The sequence below is a fragment of the Aerococcus sp. BD502 genome (assembly GCF_057919555.1).
In genome coordinates, this window is record NZ_CP147972.1 from 1524071 (window position 1) to 1540921 (window position 16851).

Genomic DNA, 16851 nt, shown 5'->3' on the forward strand with positions numbered 1-16851 from the left:
GAGGGAGAATATTGCAAAAGAAATTTATACCGGTGATTATCGGGACAGATGCTTTTGGTTATTTTTGGAGCCGCTCTGTTTATGAAGCATATGGAATCAAAAGCTATCTCGTTGGTAAAATCAAAATGGCTCTAAGTAGTACCTCCACGTTTGTGGAAGATATCGAATATAGTGAAGGGGATTTGCAGGAAACAGAAATTTTTGTTTCCCTGCTTCAGGCGAAAGCTAAACGCTTGCGGGCGAAATATCCCCATACGCCACTCATCTTAATTCCGACTTATGACCATTATGTCCGCTTGACGATTGAAAATGCAGAAACCTTAGCAAAGGACTACCTTTTTCATGTGCCTGATGCAAAGCACCTGGATACCTTTATGTTAAAAGAAGACTTCTTTCATTTTGCTAAGGAACATGATTGGCCGATTCCCAAAACAAAAATTACCGAAGCGGGCGAGGCTTTAGATGTTTCGGCTATTGGTTTTCCTTTGATTGTGAAACCTTCCGATGCGATTAGCTATAATAAAACTTCCTTTCCTGGTAAGGAGAAGGTTTACTTTGTTCATTCCCAAGAAGCTCTTGAAGCCATTGATCATAAAATTCGCGAGGCAGGTTATCGGGGCACGTTAATTCTTCAGGAGTATATACCAGGTGATGATCATTATAATTACGATATGCACTGCTATACCAATCAGGCGGGGGAAATGACCTTTATCACTTTCTCTCAAGTTCTCCTTTCAGAACCGCAAGCTACGGCAGTTGGCAATATAGCAGCACAAATTGTTCGCTATGAGCCTGAAATGATGGAAAAAGTCAAAGGTTTCTTCCAGGAAATTGGCTACCATGGCTATGCGGATGTGGATCTGAAAAAAGACCCACGGACCGGTGAGTATAAGATTTTTGAAGTCAACATGCGAGTCGGACGATCAGGCTACTACATTGATCAATTAGGTGGCAGTATTGCCAAAACCTTGATTGATGACTTGCTTAATGAGGCTCCTCCAGTGCAGGAAACAAAATTTATGAAAGGTCCCTTCCTTTCCACTTATGTCCCCATGGGCATTATTCAACGGCATGTGACCGATCCTGCCCTTAGAGAAGAAGCTATGGCCTTAAAGAAAGCGGGCAAGTGGGGGAATCCGATGCTTTCCAAAGCCGATTTACCCCTAGAACGGCGTCTTTACTTAGCTCTCCGCGCGATGAATTACTATCGCAAATTCCGTCACGGGCAGGCACATTAATTTTAAGCGGCAATGGCCGCTTTTTTTCTTGGCCAAAACTATCTTTCTAAGCGCTTTTGCTATATAATTATAAGTGTAGATTACTTTTTTTAAAAATTTTAGTAAAGGAGCAGAACAAATGGTCAAAAAGTTAGACTCAAAAGGCGTGCTGCTAGTCTTGGGGGCGATTCTTGGCTTGGGCATGGCAACTTTGGCTTATTTTGGTAACCCAGGTAATATGGCGCTTTGTACCGCTTGTTTTATTCGTGATATTATGGGGTCTTTAGGCTTCCATCAAGCACCCCCCGTCCAATATTTCCGTCCAGAAATTGTGGGCATTATGGGTGGGGCTTTTCTAAGCGCCTTGTTCACTAAGCGTTTTGAGGTCACCAGTAGCAGTAATCCTGGTTTAAGGTTTTTAGGCGGCGTCATTTTAATGGTGAATGCCCTTGTTTTCTTGGGCTGCACCTTGCGGATGCTGATCCGCTTATCGGCAGGGGATTTGAGTGCCGTATTTGGCCTGGTCGGCTTTGTGGCGGGGGTTTACTTGGGTGTGCTTTTCCTCAAACGAGGCTTCAATTTGCCGAAAGCAGCGCCCACTGCACCGCTTAATGGTTCGATTTTACCGCTTATTATGGTGCTTCTCTTTATTCTTTTCCTGGTGGCCCCGCAATTTTTCCACTTCAGTGAAAAAGGTCCCGGGAGCATGCATGCCAATATTTGGCTCTCCTTGGTGGTGGGGGCCCTGTTTGGCGTCATTGCCCACCGAACACGGCTTTGCTTCTCGGGGGCGACGCGAAATATTCTCCTTATGAAGGATTTCAAATTAGCCATGCCTATTTTTGGCATGTTTGTGGTTTTACTCATTTATAACCTTGTGTCGGGTGACTTCCATCTGGCTAGCTTTGGCCCCATTGCCCATGCTCAAAATCTCTGGAACGTTTTATCGATGTTTGCCGTAGGCCTCGCCGGGGTCTTGTTCTCGGGCTGCCCTGTACGCCAAGTCGTTCTAGCAGGCAGTGGGTCAGGCGATGGGCTCATGACAACGATCGGTATGATGATTGGTGCGGCTTTGGCCCACAATCTTGGCCTGGCCTCTCAAGCGGCTAGTCTCAAAACGGCGACGGAAGCGGCCTCGCCGGGTGGTCCCGCCCTTGCAGGGAAGGTTTTTGTCCTTGTTTCTATTCTGCTCCTTGTGGGCTTAGGTTATTACTTCTCCGGTCGAAAAAATAATGTCGCTTAGTTTTAAAGTCTTCCTTTAGCCGTAGCTTGGGCTGCGGCTTTTTTGATGGACTCAGGGGCTCTCTTAGAAGAGGTGCACTCCAATAGGTGAGCTTATCATTTTTAAAAAAACAAAGCTTTGCTATAATGGAAAAAATAGAAGGAGGGGAGCTTATGTGTACCGCTATTGAAGTTACCTACCCCAAAGGAGCGATTTTGGGGCGAACCATGGATATTCAAGCCCCAGTCAGCTACCAAGTGTTTTACCAGCCCGCCACTTATTGGGCAGCAGATAATTTGCTAGGAGGAATTTATAAACGCCGTTATCGCACGCTGGGTGTGGGCTTTCGTCGGATGGATCCTTTAAAGGATGGCGTTAATGACTATGGCTTGGTTGGACTCACCAATGAATTTTTTGGGTCAAAACTGTACGCCCAGGCTCCCAAGGCTGGTTATAAGAACATGTCCAGTTTTCATTACCTGGGCTATGCCTTGTCTTATTACCGTAATATCGCTGAATTACGGGCTGACCTCCCGCATATTCGGCTGGCCAAACATAATGCCCAAGGCGAGAAGGTGCTCTGCCCTGATTTTCACTATATGTTTACGGACCGCACGGGGCAAACTATCGTCTTAGAGCCTAAAAATGGGGAATTGCTCGTTTACGACAACCCCTATCAAGTGATGACCAATGCGCCTGCTTTTCCTAAGCACATTAAGGCCTTGGAAAAACTCATCGATCTGAACGACTTAAAAAGGTTTCAAAGTGCCAAGCGCCTGCCAGGAGGCTATGATCCGAAATCGCGCTTCATTCGTGCTTTTTACCTCACCCAAATGCAAGTCCCAGCCCAAAGTAAAACTGAAGCCTTAGGACATTTCTTCCGCATCATGGGAACCGTCGCCTTGCCCAAGGGCTTCTTCCACAATCAACAGTTTGATGCTTACACCCATACCCTCTACACTTGTGCTTACAGTACGAGTGAACCCAGTTTGTATTTGCAAGGGACCCATGCCCCGACTGTCCAAGCCTATCGCCTTGCTGATATTGATCCCCAAAAAGGCCGGCAAATCTGGACCATTTCCGATCAGTTTAAGGCGCAAAGGATAACGGAAGCTTAAAGAAGCAATTAACTTGTCATCAGTAAGTTTAAAGCCTATAATGAATGTGTTTGAAAACCTAGTCACTTCAGAAAGGAAGATTAGTTTGGGACAATTTGCCGATTACCTTAAGGACTCAGAAAAGAAAATGGGAGAAGTTGCTAAGGACAGTGAATTTATTCCTGATTTCTTAGGCCTACTGGACAAAGTAGACCGTGACGTTCTGGACTTCAAAACACAAGAAATGATTTACCTCGCTTTGGCGATCGCCTTACGTTGCGAAGGCTGCATCATTACCCACGGCCAACGGGCAGCAGAAGCTGGTGTCACTCTGAAAGAAGCCAAATCTGTTATTGAAATTGCCACGATGATGCAAGGAGGTCCCGGCCTCTCTTATGGGGTTAAAGCCTACCAAGTCATGAAAGAATTCGCTTCTGATAACTAATTTTTTCCTAGGGAACAAGTAAGAACGAAGCAAGAGCCTCAAGACGTTAATTTTCTAACGCCTGGAGGCTTTTTTACTGGAAACAGATTAATCGTCATTTTAAGAGGCTTATGCTATTCTACGAATGAGAGAAAATTTAGAAAGGTGATGATGATGGGTAAATTGGTGGATGGCAAATGGCTAACAAGCCAAGAAATGCGTGACCAAGATATTGATGAGAGTAAGATTTCTGGTGGGGTGACGGGCTGGCTGGTTGCTGAAGGCGAGGAGGCCCCTGCAGGCCATAAGGCTTTTCCCGCCGAAAAAGATCGCTACATTTTATATATTTCCCTTGGCTGCCCCTTTGCTTCCAGAGCAGCGATGGCCTATCAATTAAAAGGCTTAGACCAGGTCATGGACTTGGTAATTGTGAATCCGAAGCAAACGGAAAAAGGCTGGTCATTTGCAAAAGGGGATCGGGTGGATAAGGATCCGGTCATGGATGCGGACTACCTGCACGAAATCTTCATTCATGCTGATCCCAATTACACGGGCCCAGTGACCGTGCCCTTACTTTATGACAAGAAAACCGAGCAAATCGTCTCCACAGAATCAGTCGACCTGGTTAAAATGTTTGATACGGCATTTGCTAAAATGCTACCAGACACCATCTCCCTCTATCCCGAAGGCCAGGAGGAGGCCATTGCGGATGCTTACCAGGAAATGCTACAGCCTGTCGTCTTTGGGGTTTATGCGGCTGAGCGCATGGATAAGCAGAAGAAATATGAAAATGTAGTTAAGCGCCTCTTCCGGAAATTGGATGCTTTTGAGGAACGTTTAGAAAAGCAAGCCTACCTCTGTGGGGAGTACTTTACGGCGGCAGATATCTTTCTTTTTGTGACGTTGATTCGCTTTGACGCGGTTTACTATACGCTCTTTTTGTGCAATTTAAAGCAAATTAAGGACTACCCTCATTTACTGGCTTGGCTAAAACGCATTTACAATATGGACGGCATCAAAGAAACGGTCGACTTTAACCATATTAAGGAGCTCTACTACCTTAATCCTGAAGATGAGGAAAGAGCGCGTATCCCGCTAGGGCCAGATATGTCTTACTTAGATGAAGAAGCGTAACCAAGAGCTAGGCTTGCTTTTCTCGGGCAAGCCTGCTAATCTTTAATACTGTAAAATAGCTTGAGAAAGTAGGTGCTTAAGTGGTAGAAAATACGAAAAAACGTGTCGTTCTCGGGATGAGTGGCGGGGTGGATTCGAGTGTTGCCGCCTACCTCCTCCAAGAGGCCGGCTATGACGTTATTGGCCTCTTTATGAAAAATTGGGACGAGGAGGATGAAAATGGGCATTGCACGGCCACAGAGGATTTCCAAGATGTGCGGGCAGTGGCCGACCAGTTAGGCATTCCCTATTATACGGTCAATTTTGAACAAGAATATTGGGACCGCGTTTTCACGTATTTCCTAGAGGAATACAAGCGCGATCGGACCCCTAACCCCGATGTCATGTGCAATAAGGAAATTAAATTCAAGGCTTTCTTAAACTACGCAGAAGCACTAGATGCGGATTACATTGCCATGGGCCATTATGCCCGAGTGCGCCGCGATAAAAATGGCCATACCCATCTGCTACGCGGGGTGGATAGCAATAAGGACCAGACTTATTTCCTGAATCAATTATCACAAAAGCAATTGAGCCGGGCCTTATTTCCTATTGGTGAATTAACCAAGACCGAAGTGCGGCAAATTGCAGAAGAGCAGCAATTGAAAACCGCCCATAAGAAAGATTCGACCGGGATTTGCTTCATTGGTGAACGTGATTTTAATGAATTTCTCAGCCATTACCTGCCGGCGAAACCAGGTTTAATGAAAACTCTGGAGGGTGACGTGATGGGCGAACATCATGGTCTCATGTACTACACCATTGGCCAGCGGAAAGGCCTAGGTATTGGAGGGACTAAGGCCGGTAATGAGCCTTGGTTTGTAGTCGGGAAAAATATAGCCGCCAATGAACTTTACGTCGGCCAAGGCTTCCATCATCCTCATCTCTACGCCGATTACCTCTTGGCGAGTGATATTTCCTTTACCCAGTCAGAGTGGCCCAAGCTCCCCTTGACCTGCACGGTAAAAACCCGCTACCGGCAAAAGGACCTTAAAGCCACCCTCAGTCTAGAAAAAGAGGGCGTCTTGAGGGTAAGCTTTGCAAAGCCGGCCCGGGCCATTACTCCTGGCCAAGCCGTTGTATTCTATGACGGTGAAGAGTGTTTGGGTGGCGGGACGATCGATGCCGCCTATGCCCAGGGTGAAAAACGCCAATACCAGTAAAATAAGGAATAGTATTGTTATTAAAGCACCGGCAAACGGTGCTTTTGTGTTAGAATAAAAGGCAGAAGAAAGGGCGGTTATGATGGAAGAGAGCTTTATCATTGGGGAGCTTGCGGCGACTTATTTTGTGAATGAGAAAAACTTCTACCGGGTGATGCGTATTCACATCGAAGAAACCAATACCCTTTTTTCGGAGAAGGAAATTGTTGTGACCGGTCATTTCGCCAGTATTCAAGAGGGCATGTCCTATAAATTTATGGGCGAATTGGTGACGCACCCCCGCTACGGTGTCCAATTCCAGTGCCAAACCTATGAGACCGTGCAAATTACGAATGAGGACGGCCTGATTCGCTATTTATCTGGGCCTGATTTTCCAGGCATTGGGCAAATTTTAGCGAGCCGCATTGTCAAACAATTGGGCGTTGAGGCGATCGAAACAATCCTTAATGATTCCAAAGCCTTGCAGCATGTGGAAGGCCTCAGTCGTAAAAAGCAAATCATGCTCTGGGAAAATTTGAAAGCCAAGCAAGGCAACCAGGAGATTTTTATTCAGCTCGCTAAATTAGGCTTTTCCACGCCACTGGCGGCTAAGGTTCATGATGTTTACGGTGGGGAAACGTTAGAGCGTTTGCGGGAGAATCCCTACCAACTGATTCGCGATGTGGAAGGCTTCGGCTTTAAGCATGCCGATCAATTGGCGGAAAAATTAAACCTAGCCATGGACAGTGCGGCCCGGATTCAAGGGGGCCTTTACTATTGCTTATTAGAGTATTCCTACCAAGCGGGGGATACCATCATGTCCCAAGGGAAGCTCTTAGCCAAAACACAGGCCCTATTAAATGGGGCATTTACCCCAGGCATCAGTGAGGCTGCCATCGCAGCGGAATTAGCGGCCTTAGTGGAGCAGGGCGAACTGAAAAGAAAGGGTGAGCAAATTGCCCTCCCTTGGCTCTATGAAGCTGAGGAGACGATCGCTCGAAAAATTCACTTGCTTTGCCAGCAAGATGCCTTAAAAACTTACCCAAAAGCCAAAATAGCTAGGGTCTTAGATGATTTAGAAGTCGAATTTAATATGGATTACGGGGCCGAGCAACGCCAAGCGATTGCGGAGGCCTTGGGCAGTAATCTCTATATTCTCACCGGTGGGCCAGGGACGGGGAAGACGACAGTTCTCCGAGGCTTGGTCGAGTGCTACCGGCGTTTGAATGCCTTAAGTGATGGGCAAATGCAGTCCAGCGAAGAACCCATTTTGCAATTAGCGGCTCCCACCGGCCGGGCGGCCAAGCGGATGAGTGAGGTGATTGGCTATCCGGCGGGGACGATCCACCGCCTGCTTGGTTTAACGGGGGAGGAGGCTTTTCTTCAGGAGCCGGATAAAACGCTCGGCTTAGAAGGTGAGCTTTTGATTATCGATGAGGTATCCATGATCGATACCCAACTCATGGCCCAGCTTCTGATGGCTGTGCCCCCTTACATGCAAATAATTTTAGTGGGTGATGCCGACCAGCTGCCCTCCGTCGGTCCGGGTCAGGTTTTACATGATTTACTGGCTTTTGGCCAAGTGCCCAGCCGGCATTTAGAGGAGATTTACCGGCAAAGTGATGACTCTACCATCAGTTACTTAGCGCGCGATGTGCGTTTAGGCCACATCCCTAAGGATTTGACCCAGCGTTACGGGGACCGATCCTTTATTTATGCCCATAAGGAGCAGTTAAACAGCCTGCTCCGTCAGGTGAGCCAGGCCGCCGTGAAGAAGGGCTACCAGATGTGGGATGTGCAAGTCTTGGCGCCCATGTATGCGGGCTTGAGTGGGATTGATCAAATTAACCAAGAGCTCCAAGAGGCTTTGAACCCTAACCCAGACGGCAAACGCCGGGAAGTGAGCATTTTTGAGCGGATTTTTCGCGTTGGGGATAAGGTGCTACAACTCAAAAACCAGGCTGAATTGAATGTGTTTAATGGGGATATTGGCCGCATTGTCGCCATTTTTTATGCCAAAGAGACGGAGAGTAAAACTGATGAAATTGTGGTGGCCTTTGATGATGATCTCGAAGTCACTTATGGCCGCTCGGATTGGAATCAGTTGACGCTGGCCTATTGCACTTCCATCCATAAGGCCCAGGGCAGCGAATTTCCGATTGTCATCCTGCCGCTCGTTTCAGCTTACCGGCGGATGCTTAAGCGTAATTTACTCTATACGGCAGTTTCTAGAGCGAAGCAGGCCCTGATTCTTTGCGGCGAGCCACAAGCCTTTGAACAGGCTGTTTTAACGCCCGATAATGGACGCCATACCCTACTGCTCCATTTCCTTAAGGGGAAGGAAACGTCCTTCGATGAGACGGCCGAAAGCAAAGAAAAAAGAGCAGGAAGCTCGGGGACAGAAGGGCGGGAGGAAGCCCCTGCTTTGACCCCAGGGGCAGGAGGACCCAGCCCAAAACCAAGTGCTGGACCGCCGCACTTGACCCCCAGGATGGTCGCTCAGGGGAGTATTGACCCTTTGATCGGGATGGAAGGCCTCTCCCCCTACCAGTTTTAACTAAAAGTGCCAATCGCAAAAGACTTTGTCCGAAAAATACGCAATTTTGCTTACACTTTTTTGGGTGAAAAAGCTAGCGCGCTTCGCTTGCTTTACACTCAGAAACGGAACGAACTCTACGGAAAGATCAATTCAATTTTTTTACCCAATTAAACCTGAGGCAGATTTTTTCACATTCAAGCGGTCGTTCATTCCATTTCTGAGCGTTTTATACATTACTCTCTCAGAAGGGTTTGTTTTTTACGAAAGAGATAATAATTTTGAATGAGCCAAGGATGAGTGAGGGGTGGAATATAGGATTTTCGTTGTTTCCTTTCCGGAACTTGAAAGAAAAAGAAGCTTAACTAACGCTGGGTATGATTATAAAGCGGTTCAGAAGAGAGTAAATGAATTAATTTAATAGGAATAATAAGGCCGGATAGATTTCTAATTTAGGAGTTTATCAGGCTTTTTTAATTTTTAGAAATATACAAATAAAAACATTTCAAAATGGTATAATATATTTAATGATTTAATGTTTGGAGTGCGAAGATGAAAAACAGCAAAAATTTCAATCTTTTTTTAATGGATGGAGAAGTTACGGGAAGAATAAAGTGTACTTTATCAAATTGGACAGGCATTGCATATAAAATTCCAAGGACGTATCTTGATAAATGTAAAGATAGACTAGATTTAAAGCAAAGTGGAGTATATTTTTTATTTGGCAAGAATGATAATGGGGATGACGAAGTATATATAGGTCAAGCTGGTATAAGGAAAAATGGTGAAGGTGTTTTATTTAGAGTAGCAGAACACTTAAAAGATGAAATTTATTTTTCTGATGCAGTTATGTTAACAACACAAAACAACTCATTTGGGCCTACAGAAATTTCTTATTTAGAGAATAAATTTACTAACATGGCTATCGATGTAGATAGATACAAAGTAAGAAATGGAAACGACCCAAACCCTGGGAATGTAACGGAAGAAAAAGAATCAGATTTAGAAGATTTTATAGAGTATTCTAAAATGGTTCTTGGTGTACTAGGGTATAAACTATTCGTTCCTATAGTTGATAGAACACCAAAAGAGTCAAGTGAAAATAATGGCGATAAAGAACTATTGCTATATCTTTCTAGAAAAAGTGGTAAGTCAAATAGATTGATAGAGGCAAAATGCAAAAGAACAGATGAAGGTTTTGTAGTACTAAAGGATAGTATGATAGAAATTATAGATTCTACTGCCATTCCAAAATCAATTAAGGAGCTGAGAAAGGAATGCATAAATAAAAATGAGATTATTGATGGTAGAATAAGCAAGAACTATTTATTCAACAGTCCATCCTACGCAGCTGCCTTTGTTTTAGGAACTAACGCAAATGGGAAAACACATTGGAAAACTGAAAACGGTATGAGTTTAAAAGACTTAGAAGAAAATGAAATGAAGTAGTAATAACAGGTACGAGACGATATGCGATTGCAATATCGTCTTTTTTTATACCTTTTAATGGTTATAACAAGAGGGTGTGCAAAACTCTAAAATAATGGTTATAAAATTCACGTATTAAATTGTATCCAAATATAAAGAGTTTGAGATCCAGCTCCTTGGAGTAGCGTTCATGTGGTGGGATAGCCTCTAATCGATATAATTGATTCGCATGATTAGCGAATAATTCTTGTTGGTAAGTTTCAATAATTTGAACTCGAGTGCGATGGGGAAGATAGGCCTGTTGGCCGTTTTGATCAAGTAAGCGATACGTTTTATTTTTGTATTTAATGGCGTGACCGCGATCGATGACTCGCTCATTAAAAATAGCTAGAATATAATCGAGATTTTGACCTTAGTGTAAAATTATGCTCGGTAAGACTTGAAAAATAAAAAAAGGACATCTATCTTTAAGTTGATCAAAAAAAAGAAAGAAGATGTCCTCATGAATGATATTATCACAGATATTCTAAAAAAGACGGAAAATTGCTCATCTTTAGGTGACTTTGAAGATCTTGTTTATCCGATATTAAGCAATTTTTGCTGTGAATGTCTTGCAGCGGTTTTCACTCAACTTGATCAGCAATTAATTCAAAGATACCAAGCCGAAGGCTGGAAAATTGCTCGCTATGAACCACGCACACTATGTTTTATGTTTGGTGCCGTCACTTTTAGACGCTGTCGGATGAAAAAAGAAGGTCACTCTAGCTTTCTTCCCCTAGATTTGTGTTTAGGACTAGAAGCAAGAAGTCATCTTTCTTCTCAGGTCAAAGAAAAAATTGCCCAGCTTTGTACGAAGCAAACTTTTCGTGCGACTGCAGAAGCCTTCAATGCTTTAATGCCTTTTAGTATTTCGCATCAGACCGCACATCATATTGTTCAAGAAATTGGGCAAAAAATTTTAAGCTTTGAGAATAAAAAAGCAGAAGAGAAGGAACTGGCTTACTCTCAAAAACGATCCGTTCCTTTTCTGTACATTGAAGGGGATGGGGTTTTAATCACTAAGAAGAAGAAAAAAGGGAAAAGGACAAAACATCTTCAACTACACCGTGTGACTCTCTATGAAGGCGTCGATCGATCCACTTCGCGGCATCAACTTATTCAAGCTCATTATTTTTCTTCTGTTCAATCTAGTGCAGCCCTTCGAGAAAAAGTTAGCCGATTTCTTAACTCCTACTATGATTTACATCAAACGATTGTGATTTCTAATTCGGATGGTGGCAGTGGTTATACGGAGGAAGATTTTAACGAGATGATTGGGGTATGCCTTCGGCATGAACATTTCTGCGATAAATTTCATGTCATTCAAAAAATCAGAACGCGCCTATTTTTTGATCATAAAATACGTCAATTGGTCATTAAAAAAGTGAAGGCTTATGATTTCGAAGGAGTTCAAGTTACTTTGGAGACCTGTGAAAGTCGCTGGCACCATCATCAGGAGTTTTTGGCTGAAATTGAAGCTCTAAGAGCTTATCTTCAAAGGAATTGGTTACTCATTAAACCAGCAGAGCAGCGAGGCTTACCAAACCATTTTTCCGGTGGCGTTTGTGAAGCAGGCCATCGGCTTTATACTTATCGCATGAAAAAGCAAGGACGAAATTGGACCCGTCAAGGCGCAGCAGCAATGGCTGCCATTATCACCGCTCAATCTAATCATTGTTTTGAAGAAGCTGTTCGATCAGATATTGAAGCTAATACAAGCCCATTTATACCCGAATATCCAGGGATTGTTAGGGCAATACTATGTCACAGGCCGCAACAAAGTTCTTGTGGTGCCCATCAGGGCACGATTCCAAGTGAAGTGTCAAGCAGTATGGTCGGGAAATTATACCATACATTTTGTTAGCTGCTTCGCCAAAAGACACGGAGTGCGTGCTAAAGACCTGCGTTAGCAGTGTTAGCAGGCCGTCCGTATATCTGGCTCTCGGAGTGCCGATAGGGTGAGCGTAGCGAGGCCTATCCAACGACATAGAGCCAGAATAGGACGGTCAGGCGTAAGCTTCTATGAAGCGTAAGCCGGTGCCACTGCTTTTCAACGCAGCGTCCTTTAGCACAAAAACGAAGTGACTTTTGAATAATTAGATACGAGATAGAGTTCTTTATGATTGACCGAGCATTGCTTGACACTAACGATTTTGACTAGAATCTAGATCTACGCAAGCGTTTATGCTATCCTTAATGGACAATGCGAACTGATGATTATACGTTGGAAGGTATGCCATTAGGAAAGCATTGGCTTGTTCAACGCACGTAATATTTTCCAGGCGCATTTCGTTAATTAATCGATCTTGGAAGGTATTAAACAGACGTTCAATACGGCCTTTGGCTTGAGGAATACTGGTCGTATCCAGCGCAATGCCCAGCGTTTGACAAGCATAACCATATTGAGTCAGGACTCCACCGTCAAGATTGGGGTCTTGGCTTTTTTTATAAGCGAAGATCGTTCGATTATCGGTTAAAATGCGGACGGGAATGCCATATTGTTGAATAAATTGTTCCGTGACTTGATAGTAGCCTCGTAAGGTTTCTTGTCGATCGAAATAAGCCCCCACAACTTGACCTGTGGCGTCATCAATAGCCGCATGAAGGTGATATTTCTGATCACCAAACCAGCGGTGTTCGGAAGCATCCATTTGGAAAAGCTCGCCAAAATATTTTTTTCGTTCACGGGTGGGATGAGCACGTTCGGCTGGAATAAGAGGAATAGAATTGCAGGTATCTTCTGCACGGGAAGACGTTGATAAGGGCGTCTTTTTTTGTTTTTCGCGTTCTTTTTGAATTTGACGCTTCACTTTTCGGCTGGTTCTGGGCGTCATGATGAGATGGTCGCGAAATAGTGTCCGTAAGGTCGTGTAAGAGACCCCAATCCCTTCAAAGGCGAGTAACTTTTCACGAAAATGCGTCAGATTAAACCCCTCATATTTAGTTTGATAGAGTTCGATGATACGTTCTTTCACTGATGCGGCAATGGTTGTCGTCGGTTGTCGACCTGCATTGCCATGGCGGAAACCTCGGCGACCTTGGGTCTGATAACGACACACCAGCCGCTGAACTTGTCTCGCGCTGAGGTTTAATTTGGCACAAGCTCGAGCTTTTGAAATACGGTCATTCACTAGATCTTTAATCACGTCGTAGCGATACTGTTCATTCACGGTTAAATACTCCTTCATATCTTGATCCTCCATAAACTAATAATTATTATTTTACCAGTTTATGGACATTTTCATTTGTTAATTAAGTAGACAATATCATTTGTGAATGACACATGAATGACACCAGTTTTAACTAAAAGTTGACACGGCTCTATTTATTACTTATAATTAGGACGTTCTAAACCTGATAGGCCATCGTGTTTTCCTTAGCGAGAATGGACGGTGCAAGCATTCAACAAAACATGGCTCCCTATCAGTATGTGAGTGAAAGCTCACCGCACTCGCGATAACAAGGATGGAGAGGTAATATCAAGTGATATTACAAGTAAGGTGGTACCGCGTCAGGGCGCCCTTATTTGTAAGATCACTTTTTATTTTTTATGAAAATTCCTGATGGAGGATGAGATAATGAAGGCATTAACCAGTCGAGATATTAGAGAGCGTTGGATTGAATTTTGGGAGAGCAAGGGCCATGACTGCCTACCGAGTGCTTCCCTCGTGCCTGAAAATGACCCGACCTTGCTTTGGATTAACTCCGGCGTCGCGACGTTGAAGCATTATTTGGATGGGTCAGAGATTCCTAAGAATCCCCGCATTGCCAATGTGCAAAAATGTATTCGCACGAATGACATTGAAAATGTTGGTGTGACTGCCCGCCACCAGACCTTTTTTGAAATGCTGGGGAACTGGTCCATTGGCGATTACTATAAAAAAGAAGCCATTGCCTGGGCCTGGGAATTATTAACTGATGAAAAATGGTATGGCCTGCCAGGCGAGAAGCTTTATGTCACCTACCATCCTGATGATGACGAGAGCTTAGCGATTTGGCAGGAGGTCACGGGCTTGGGTGATGAGCACTTCATTCCTTTAGAAGAAAACTTTTGGGATCTCGGGGCTGGGCCTTGTGGGCCTTGTACGGAAATTTTCTTCGATCGGGGGAAAAAGTACCAAGTGCTCGCTGATGATGATCCTGAAATGTTCCCAGGTGGTGAAAATGAGCGCTACTTGGAAATTTGGAATATTGTGATGTCCCAATACAATCATTTACCTGATGGGACTTATGAGCCCTTAAAGCAAAAAAACATTGATACGGGGATGGGCTTAGAGCGTATGGTGAGTGTCGTCCAAGATACGAAGACCAACTTTGAAACGGACCTTTTTGTCCCCTTGCTGAAAGCCATTGAAAACCTGACTGATCACCAACGCTACGGTGAAGATAAAAATTTAGATGTATCGTTTAAGGTGATTGCTGACCATGTTCGGGCCGTAACTTTTGCGATTGGCGACCATGCCCTACCTTCCAATGAAGGCCGGGGCTATATCCTGCGCCGTTTGATTCGTCGGAGTGTGATGCATGCCCGGCACCTTGGCATTCACCGCGCCTTTTTAGCAGACTTGGTTCCCATTGTGGGAGAGATTATGGGCTCTTACTACCAGGAAATTATTCAGGAGCAAGCTTTTATCCAAAAAGTGATTGCTGAAGAGGAGAGCAAATTCCAAGAAACAATCGCGGAAGGGGAGGAGATTTTACGAGGCTTAATGGCTGGCTTTAAGGAGGCCGGCCAGGAAGAATTGCCCGGCGAAGAAGCCTTTATGCTCTATGATACTTTTGGCTTTCCCTTGGAATTAACAGCTGAATACTTAGAGCAGGAAAAAATGCGAGTTGATCAAGCCGGTTTTGATAAAGCCATGGAAGCCCAACGCGAGCGCGCCCGGCAAGCCCGGGGCCAGCAAGGCGGCTTAGCCGTTCAAGCGACGGCCTTGCAAGACATTACGAGCGCTAGTGAGTTTGTGGGCTATGAGCATGACGAAGCTTGGAGTGAGATTAGTGACCTGCTTGATGGCGATGAATTTGTGCAAGTTTTACATGCTGGCGATCAGGGTTACCTACTCGCTTACAAAACCCCTTTCTACGCCGAACGTGGGGGGCAAGTGGCTGACACAGGAGCTATTTATGATGAAGCGGGTCAATTGCTGGCCAAGGTCGTGGATGTCAAGCACGCTCCTAATGACCAAAATGTTCATGAAATTGAAGTGGTCAATGAGCTGCACGTCGGACAAAAAATTCAACTGGTCATTGATGCCCACGAGCGTGAATTGATTCGCCGCAATCACACCGCTACCCATTTGCTGCATGAAGCCTTGAAGGAAGTCTTAGGAGAGCATGTGAACCAAGCGGGCTCTTTGCTGAACGCTAATTACTTGCGCTTTGACTTTAATCACTTTGGCCCTGTAAAACCGGAGGAAATCCTGGCGATTGAGCGCCTCGTTAATGAAAAAATCAGTGAAAATATTCCGGTGAAAACGCTGCTGACCGATGTGGAGACGGCGAAAGCTGCAGGAGCCCAAGCTCATTTTATGGATAAATACGATAAGTTTGGCCATGGGCAAGTGCGCTTGGTCGAAGTAGGTGACTTCTCCAAAGAACTGTGCGGGGGAACCCACGTTCGCCGTACCGCGGAAATTGGCCTCTTCAAGATTACCCAAGAAGGAGGCATCGGTTCCGGCATTCGGCGGATGGAAGCTCTCACGTCAGACCAGGCCTTAGTTTATATGAATGACAAGGAAAGCCTCTTGGAAGAAGTCAAAGGGGAGCTTAAAACCATTGAAGATGGGGCTGTCCTTAGCCGGCTTAAGCAATTAGAAACGGAAAGAGATGAATTAAGCCGGCAAATTGAAAGCCTACAAGCTAAGGCCAATCAAGCGGCCGCCAGTGAAATTTTTGGCGATGTGAAAAAGCATGACGGCATCTCTTATATTGCGGAAGCCTTGGAAAATCGTGATATGAATGATTTACGGGCCATCTATGATGACTGGAAGCAAAAAGAACCTTCGGAATTATTGCTGTTAGCCACGGCAAAAGGCGAAAAAGCCAATTTACTGGTTGCCCTCACTCCCGAGCTCATTGAGGCTGGCTATAAGGCGGGCGATGTGATCAAACGCCTAGCGGCTATGGTTAACGGGGGCGGCGGTGGCCGGCCTGACATGGCGCAAGCGGGCGGTAAAAATCCGGCTGCCATTCCGGAAATGCTGGCTTCTTTGCCTAAAGTTTTAGATGAATTAAAGTAAAGTAAAAGTTTCAATAGTTGTACATTCAGCCTATTTTGGGTAGAATGGAAGAAATAGAGATGAGGAGGTGCTGGGATGAGTGTGAAAGATGAAACTGTATTGTTTCGATTTGATGAATCCAATGAACGCGATGTGCGGGAGACTTTAGAGATTGTCTACCAAGCGCTCGTGGAGAAGGATTACAATCCGATTAATCAGATCGTAGGTTACTTGTTATCCGGCGACCCTGCCTATATTCCTCGTCACAAGCAGGCAAGGAACTTAATTCGTTACCATGAACGTGACGAAATTTTAGAAGAGCTGATTAAGTACTACATGGAGCATACGCATTAAG

Annotated in this window: 13 protein-coding genes; 12 read left to right on the plus strand and 1 reads right to left on the minus strand. The window is 44.8% G+C overall.

Annotated elements, in window-relative coordinates; all coding sequences use genetic code 11:
* The first annotated feature begins 11 nt into the window (after window positions 1-11).
* The 10 genes from WF803_RS07350 to WF803_RS07395 all read left to right on the plus strand — a co-directional run bounded on the left by WF803_RS07350 (window position 12) and on the right by WF803_RS07395 (window position 12142).
* Window positions 12-1238: a carboxylate--amine ligase gene (locus tag WF803_RS07350; protein WP_489610854.1), complete on the plus strand. Its 1227-nt coding sequence runs from the start codon at window positions 12-14 to the stop codon at window positions 1236-1238.
* A 118-nt stretch (window positions 1239-1356) separates the two neighbouring features.
* Window positions 1357-2460, plus strand: coding sequence for a YedE family putative selenium transporter (yedE, locus tag WF803_RS07355; RefSeq protein ID WP_489610855.1), 1104 nt, complete (start codon window positions 1357-1359; stop codon window positions 2458-2460).
* 152 nt (window positions 2461-2612) lie between these two features.
* Entirely contained in the window at window positions 2613-3557 is a 945-nt protein-coding gene (locus WF803_RS07360) for a linear amide C-N hydrolase (RefSeq protein ID WP_489610856.1), read from the plus strand.
* 85 nt (window positions 3558-3642) lie between these two features.
* Complete coding sequence (locus WF803_RS07365; RefSeq protein ID WP_489610857.1) at window positions 3643-3981, plus strand: carboxymuconolactone decarboxylase family protein; 339 nt, start codon at window positions 3643-3645, stop codon at window positions 3979-3981.
* Window positions 3982-4134: 153 nt separating this feature from the next.
* Window positions 4135-5094, plus strand: a complete 960-nt coding sequence (locus WF803_RS07370) for a glutathione S-transferase C-terminal domain-containing protein (RefSeq protein WP_489610858.1) — start codon at window positions 4135-4137, stop codon at window positions 5092-5094.
* 80 nt (window positions 5095-5174) lie between these two features.
* Window positions 5175-6296, plus strand: coding sequence for a tRNA 2-thiouridine(34) synthase MnmA (gene mnmA / locus WF803_RS07375; RefSeq protein WP_489610859.1), 1122 nt, complete (start codon window positions 5175-5177; stop codon window positions 6294-6296).
* Between the two features lie 82 nt (window positions 6297-6378).
* The gene (gene recD2 / locus WF803_RS07380; protein ID WP_489610860.1) at window positions 6379-8832 is read left to right on the plus strand and encodes an SF1B family DNA helicase RecD2; all 2454 of its coding nucleotides are present in this window, start codon (window positions 6379-6381) and stop codon (window positions 8830-8832) included.
* Between the two features lie 286 nt (window positions 8833-9118).
* On the plus strand, window positions 9119-9232 hold the full coding sequence (locus WF803_RS07385; RefSeq protein ID WP_489610861.1) for a hypothetical protein: 114 nt from the start codon (window positions 9119-9121) through the stop codon (window positions 9230-9232).
* Window positions 9233-9363: 131 nt separating this feature from the next.
* On the plus strand, window positions 9364-10260 hold the full coding sequence (locus WF803_RS07390; protein WP_489610862.1) for a GIY-YIG nuclease family protein: 897 nt from the start codon (window positions 9364-9366) through the stop codon (window positions 10258-10260).
* Between the two features lie 451 nt (window positions 10261-10711).
* Window positions 10712-12142 carry an ISLre2 family transposase gene (locus WF803_RS07395; protein WP_489610582.1) on the plus strand — a complete coding sequence of 477 codons (1431 nt, stop codon included), beginning with the start codon at window positions 10712-10714 and terminating at the stop codon, window positions 12140-12142.
* A 280-nt stretch (window positions 12143-12422) separates the two neighbouring features.
* Here WF803_RS07395 and WF803_RS07400 read toward each other — a convergent pair whose 3' ends face one another.
* Window positions 12423-13481 carry an ISNCY family transposase gene (locus tag WF803_RS07400; RefSeq protein ID WP_489610863.1) on the minus strand — a complete coding sequence of 353 codons (1059 nt, stop codon included), beginning with the start codon at window positions 13479-13481 and terminating at the stop codon, window positions 12423-12425.
* Between the two features lie 375 nt (window positions 13482-13856).
* On the opposite strand from WF803_RS07400, the gene alaS reads away from it, so the two are divergent.
* Both alaS and WF803_RS07410 read left to right on the plus strand, forming a co-directional pair.
* A complete protein-coding gene (alaS, locus tag WF803_RS07405; RefSeq protein WP_489610864.1) occupies window positions 13857-16517 on the plus strand; it encodes an alanine--tRNA ligase in 2661 nt (886 codons plus the stop codon).
* Between the two features lie 75 nt (window positions 16518-16592).
* Window positions 16593-16850 (plus strand): IreB family regulatory phosphoprotein, encoded by a 258-nt coding sequence (locus tag WF803_RS07410; RefSeq protein ID WP_489610865.1) that lies wholly within the window; start codon window positions 16593-16595, stop codon window positions 16848-16850.
* Window position 16851: the final 1 nt, after the last annotated feature.

Coding starts and splice junctions, on each gene's coding strand:
- WF803_RS07390 (WP_489610862.1), top strand. CDS start 9,364: ATGAAAAACAGCAAAAATTTCAATCTTTTTTTAATGGATGGAGAAGTT.
- alaS (WP_489610864.1), top strand. CDS start 13,857: ATGAAGGCATTAACCAGTCGAGATATTAGAGAGCGTTGGATTGAATTT.
- WF803_RS07370 (WP_489610858.1), top strand. CDS start 4,135: ATGGGTAAATTGGTGGATGGCAAATGGCTAACAAGCCAAGAAATGCGT.
- WF803_RS07410 (WP_489610865.1), top strand. CDS start 16,593: ATGAGTGTGAAAGATGAAACTGTATTGTTTCGATTTGATGAATCCAAT.
- yedE (WP_489610855.1), top strand. CDS start 1,357: ATGGTCAAAAAGTTAGACTCAAAAGGCGTGCTGCTAGTCTTGGGGGCG.
- WF803_RS07400 (WP_489610863.1), bottom strand. CDS start 13,481: ATGGAGGATCAAGATATGAAGGAGTATTTAACCGTGAATGAACAGTAT.
- recD2 (WP_489610860.1), top strand. CDS start 6,379: ATGGAAGAGAGCTTTATCATTGGGGAGCTTGCGGCGACTTATTTTGTG.
- WF803_RS07360 (WP_489610856.1), top strand. CDS start 2,613: ATGTGTACCGCTATTGAAGTTACCTACCCCAAAGGAGCGATTTTGGGG.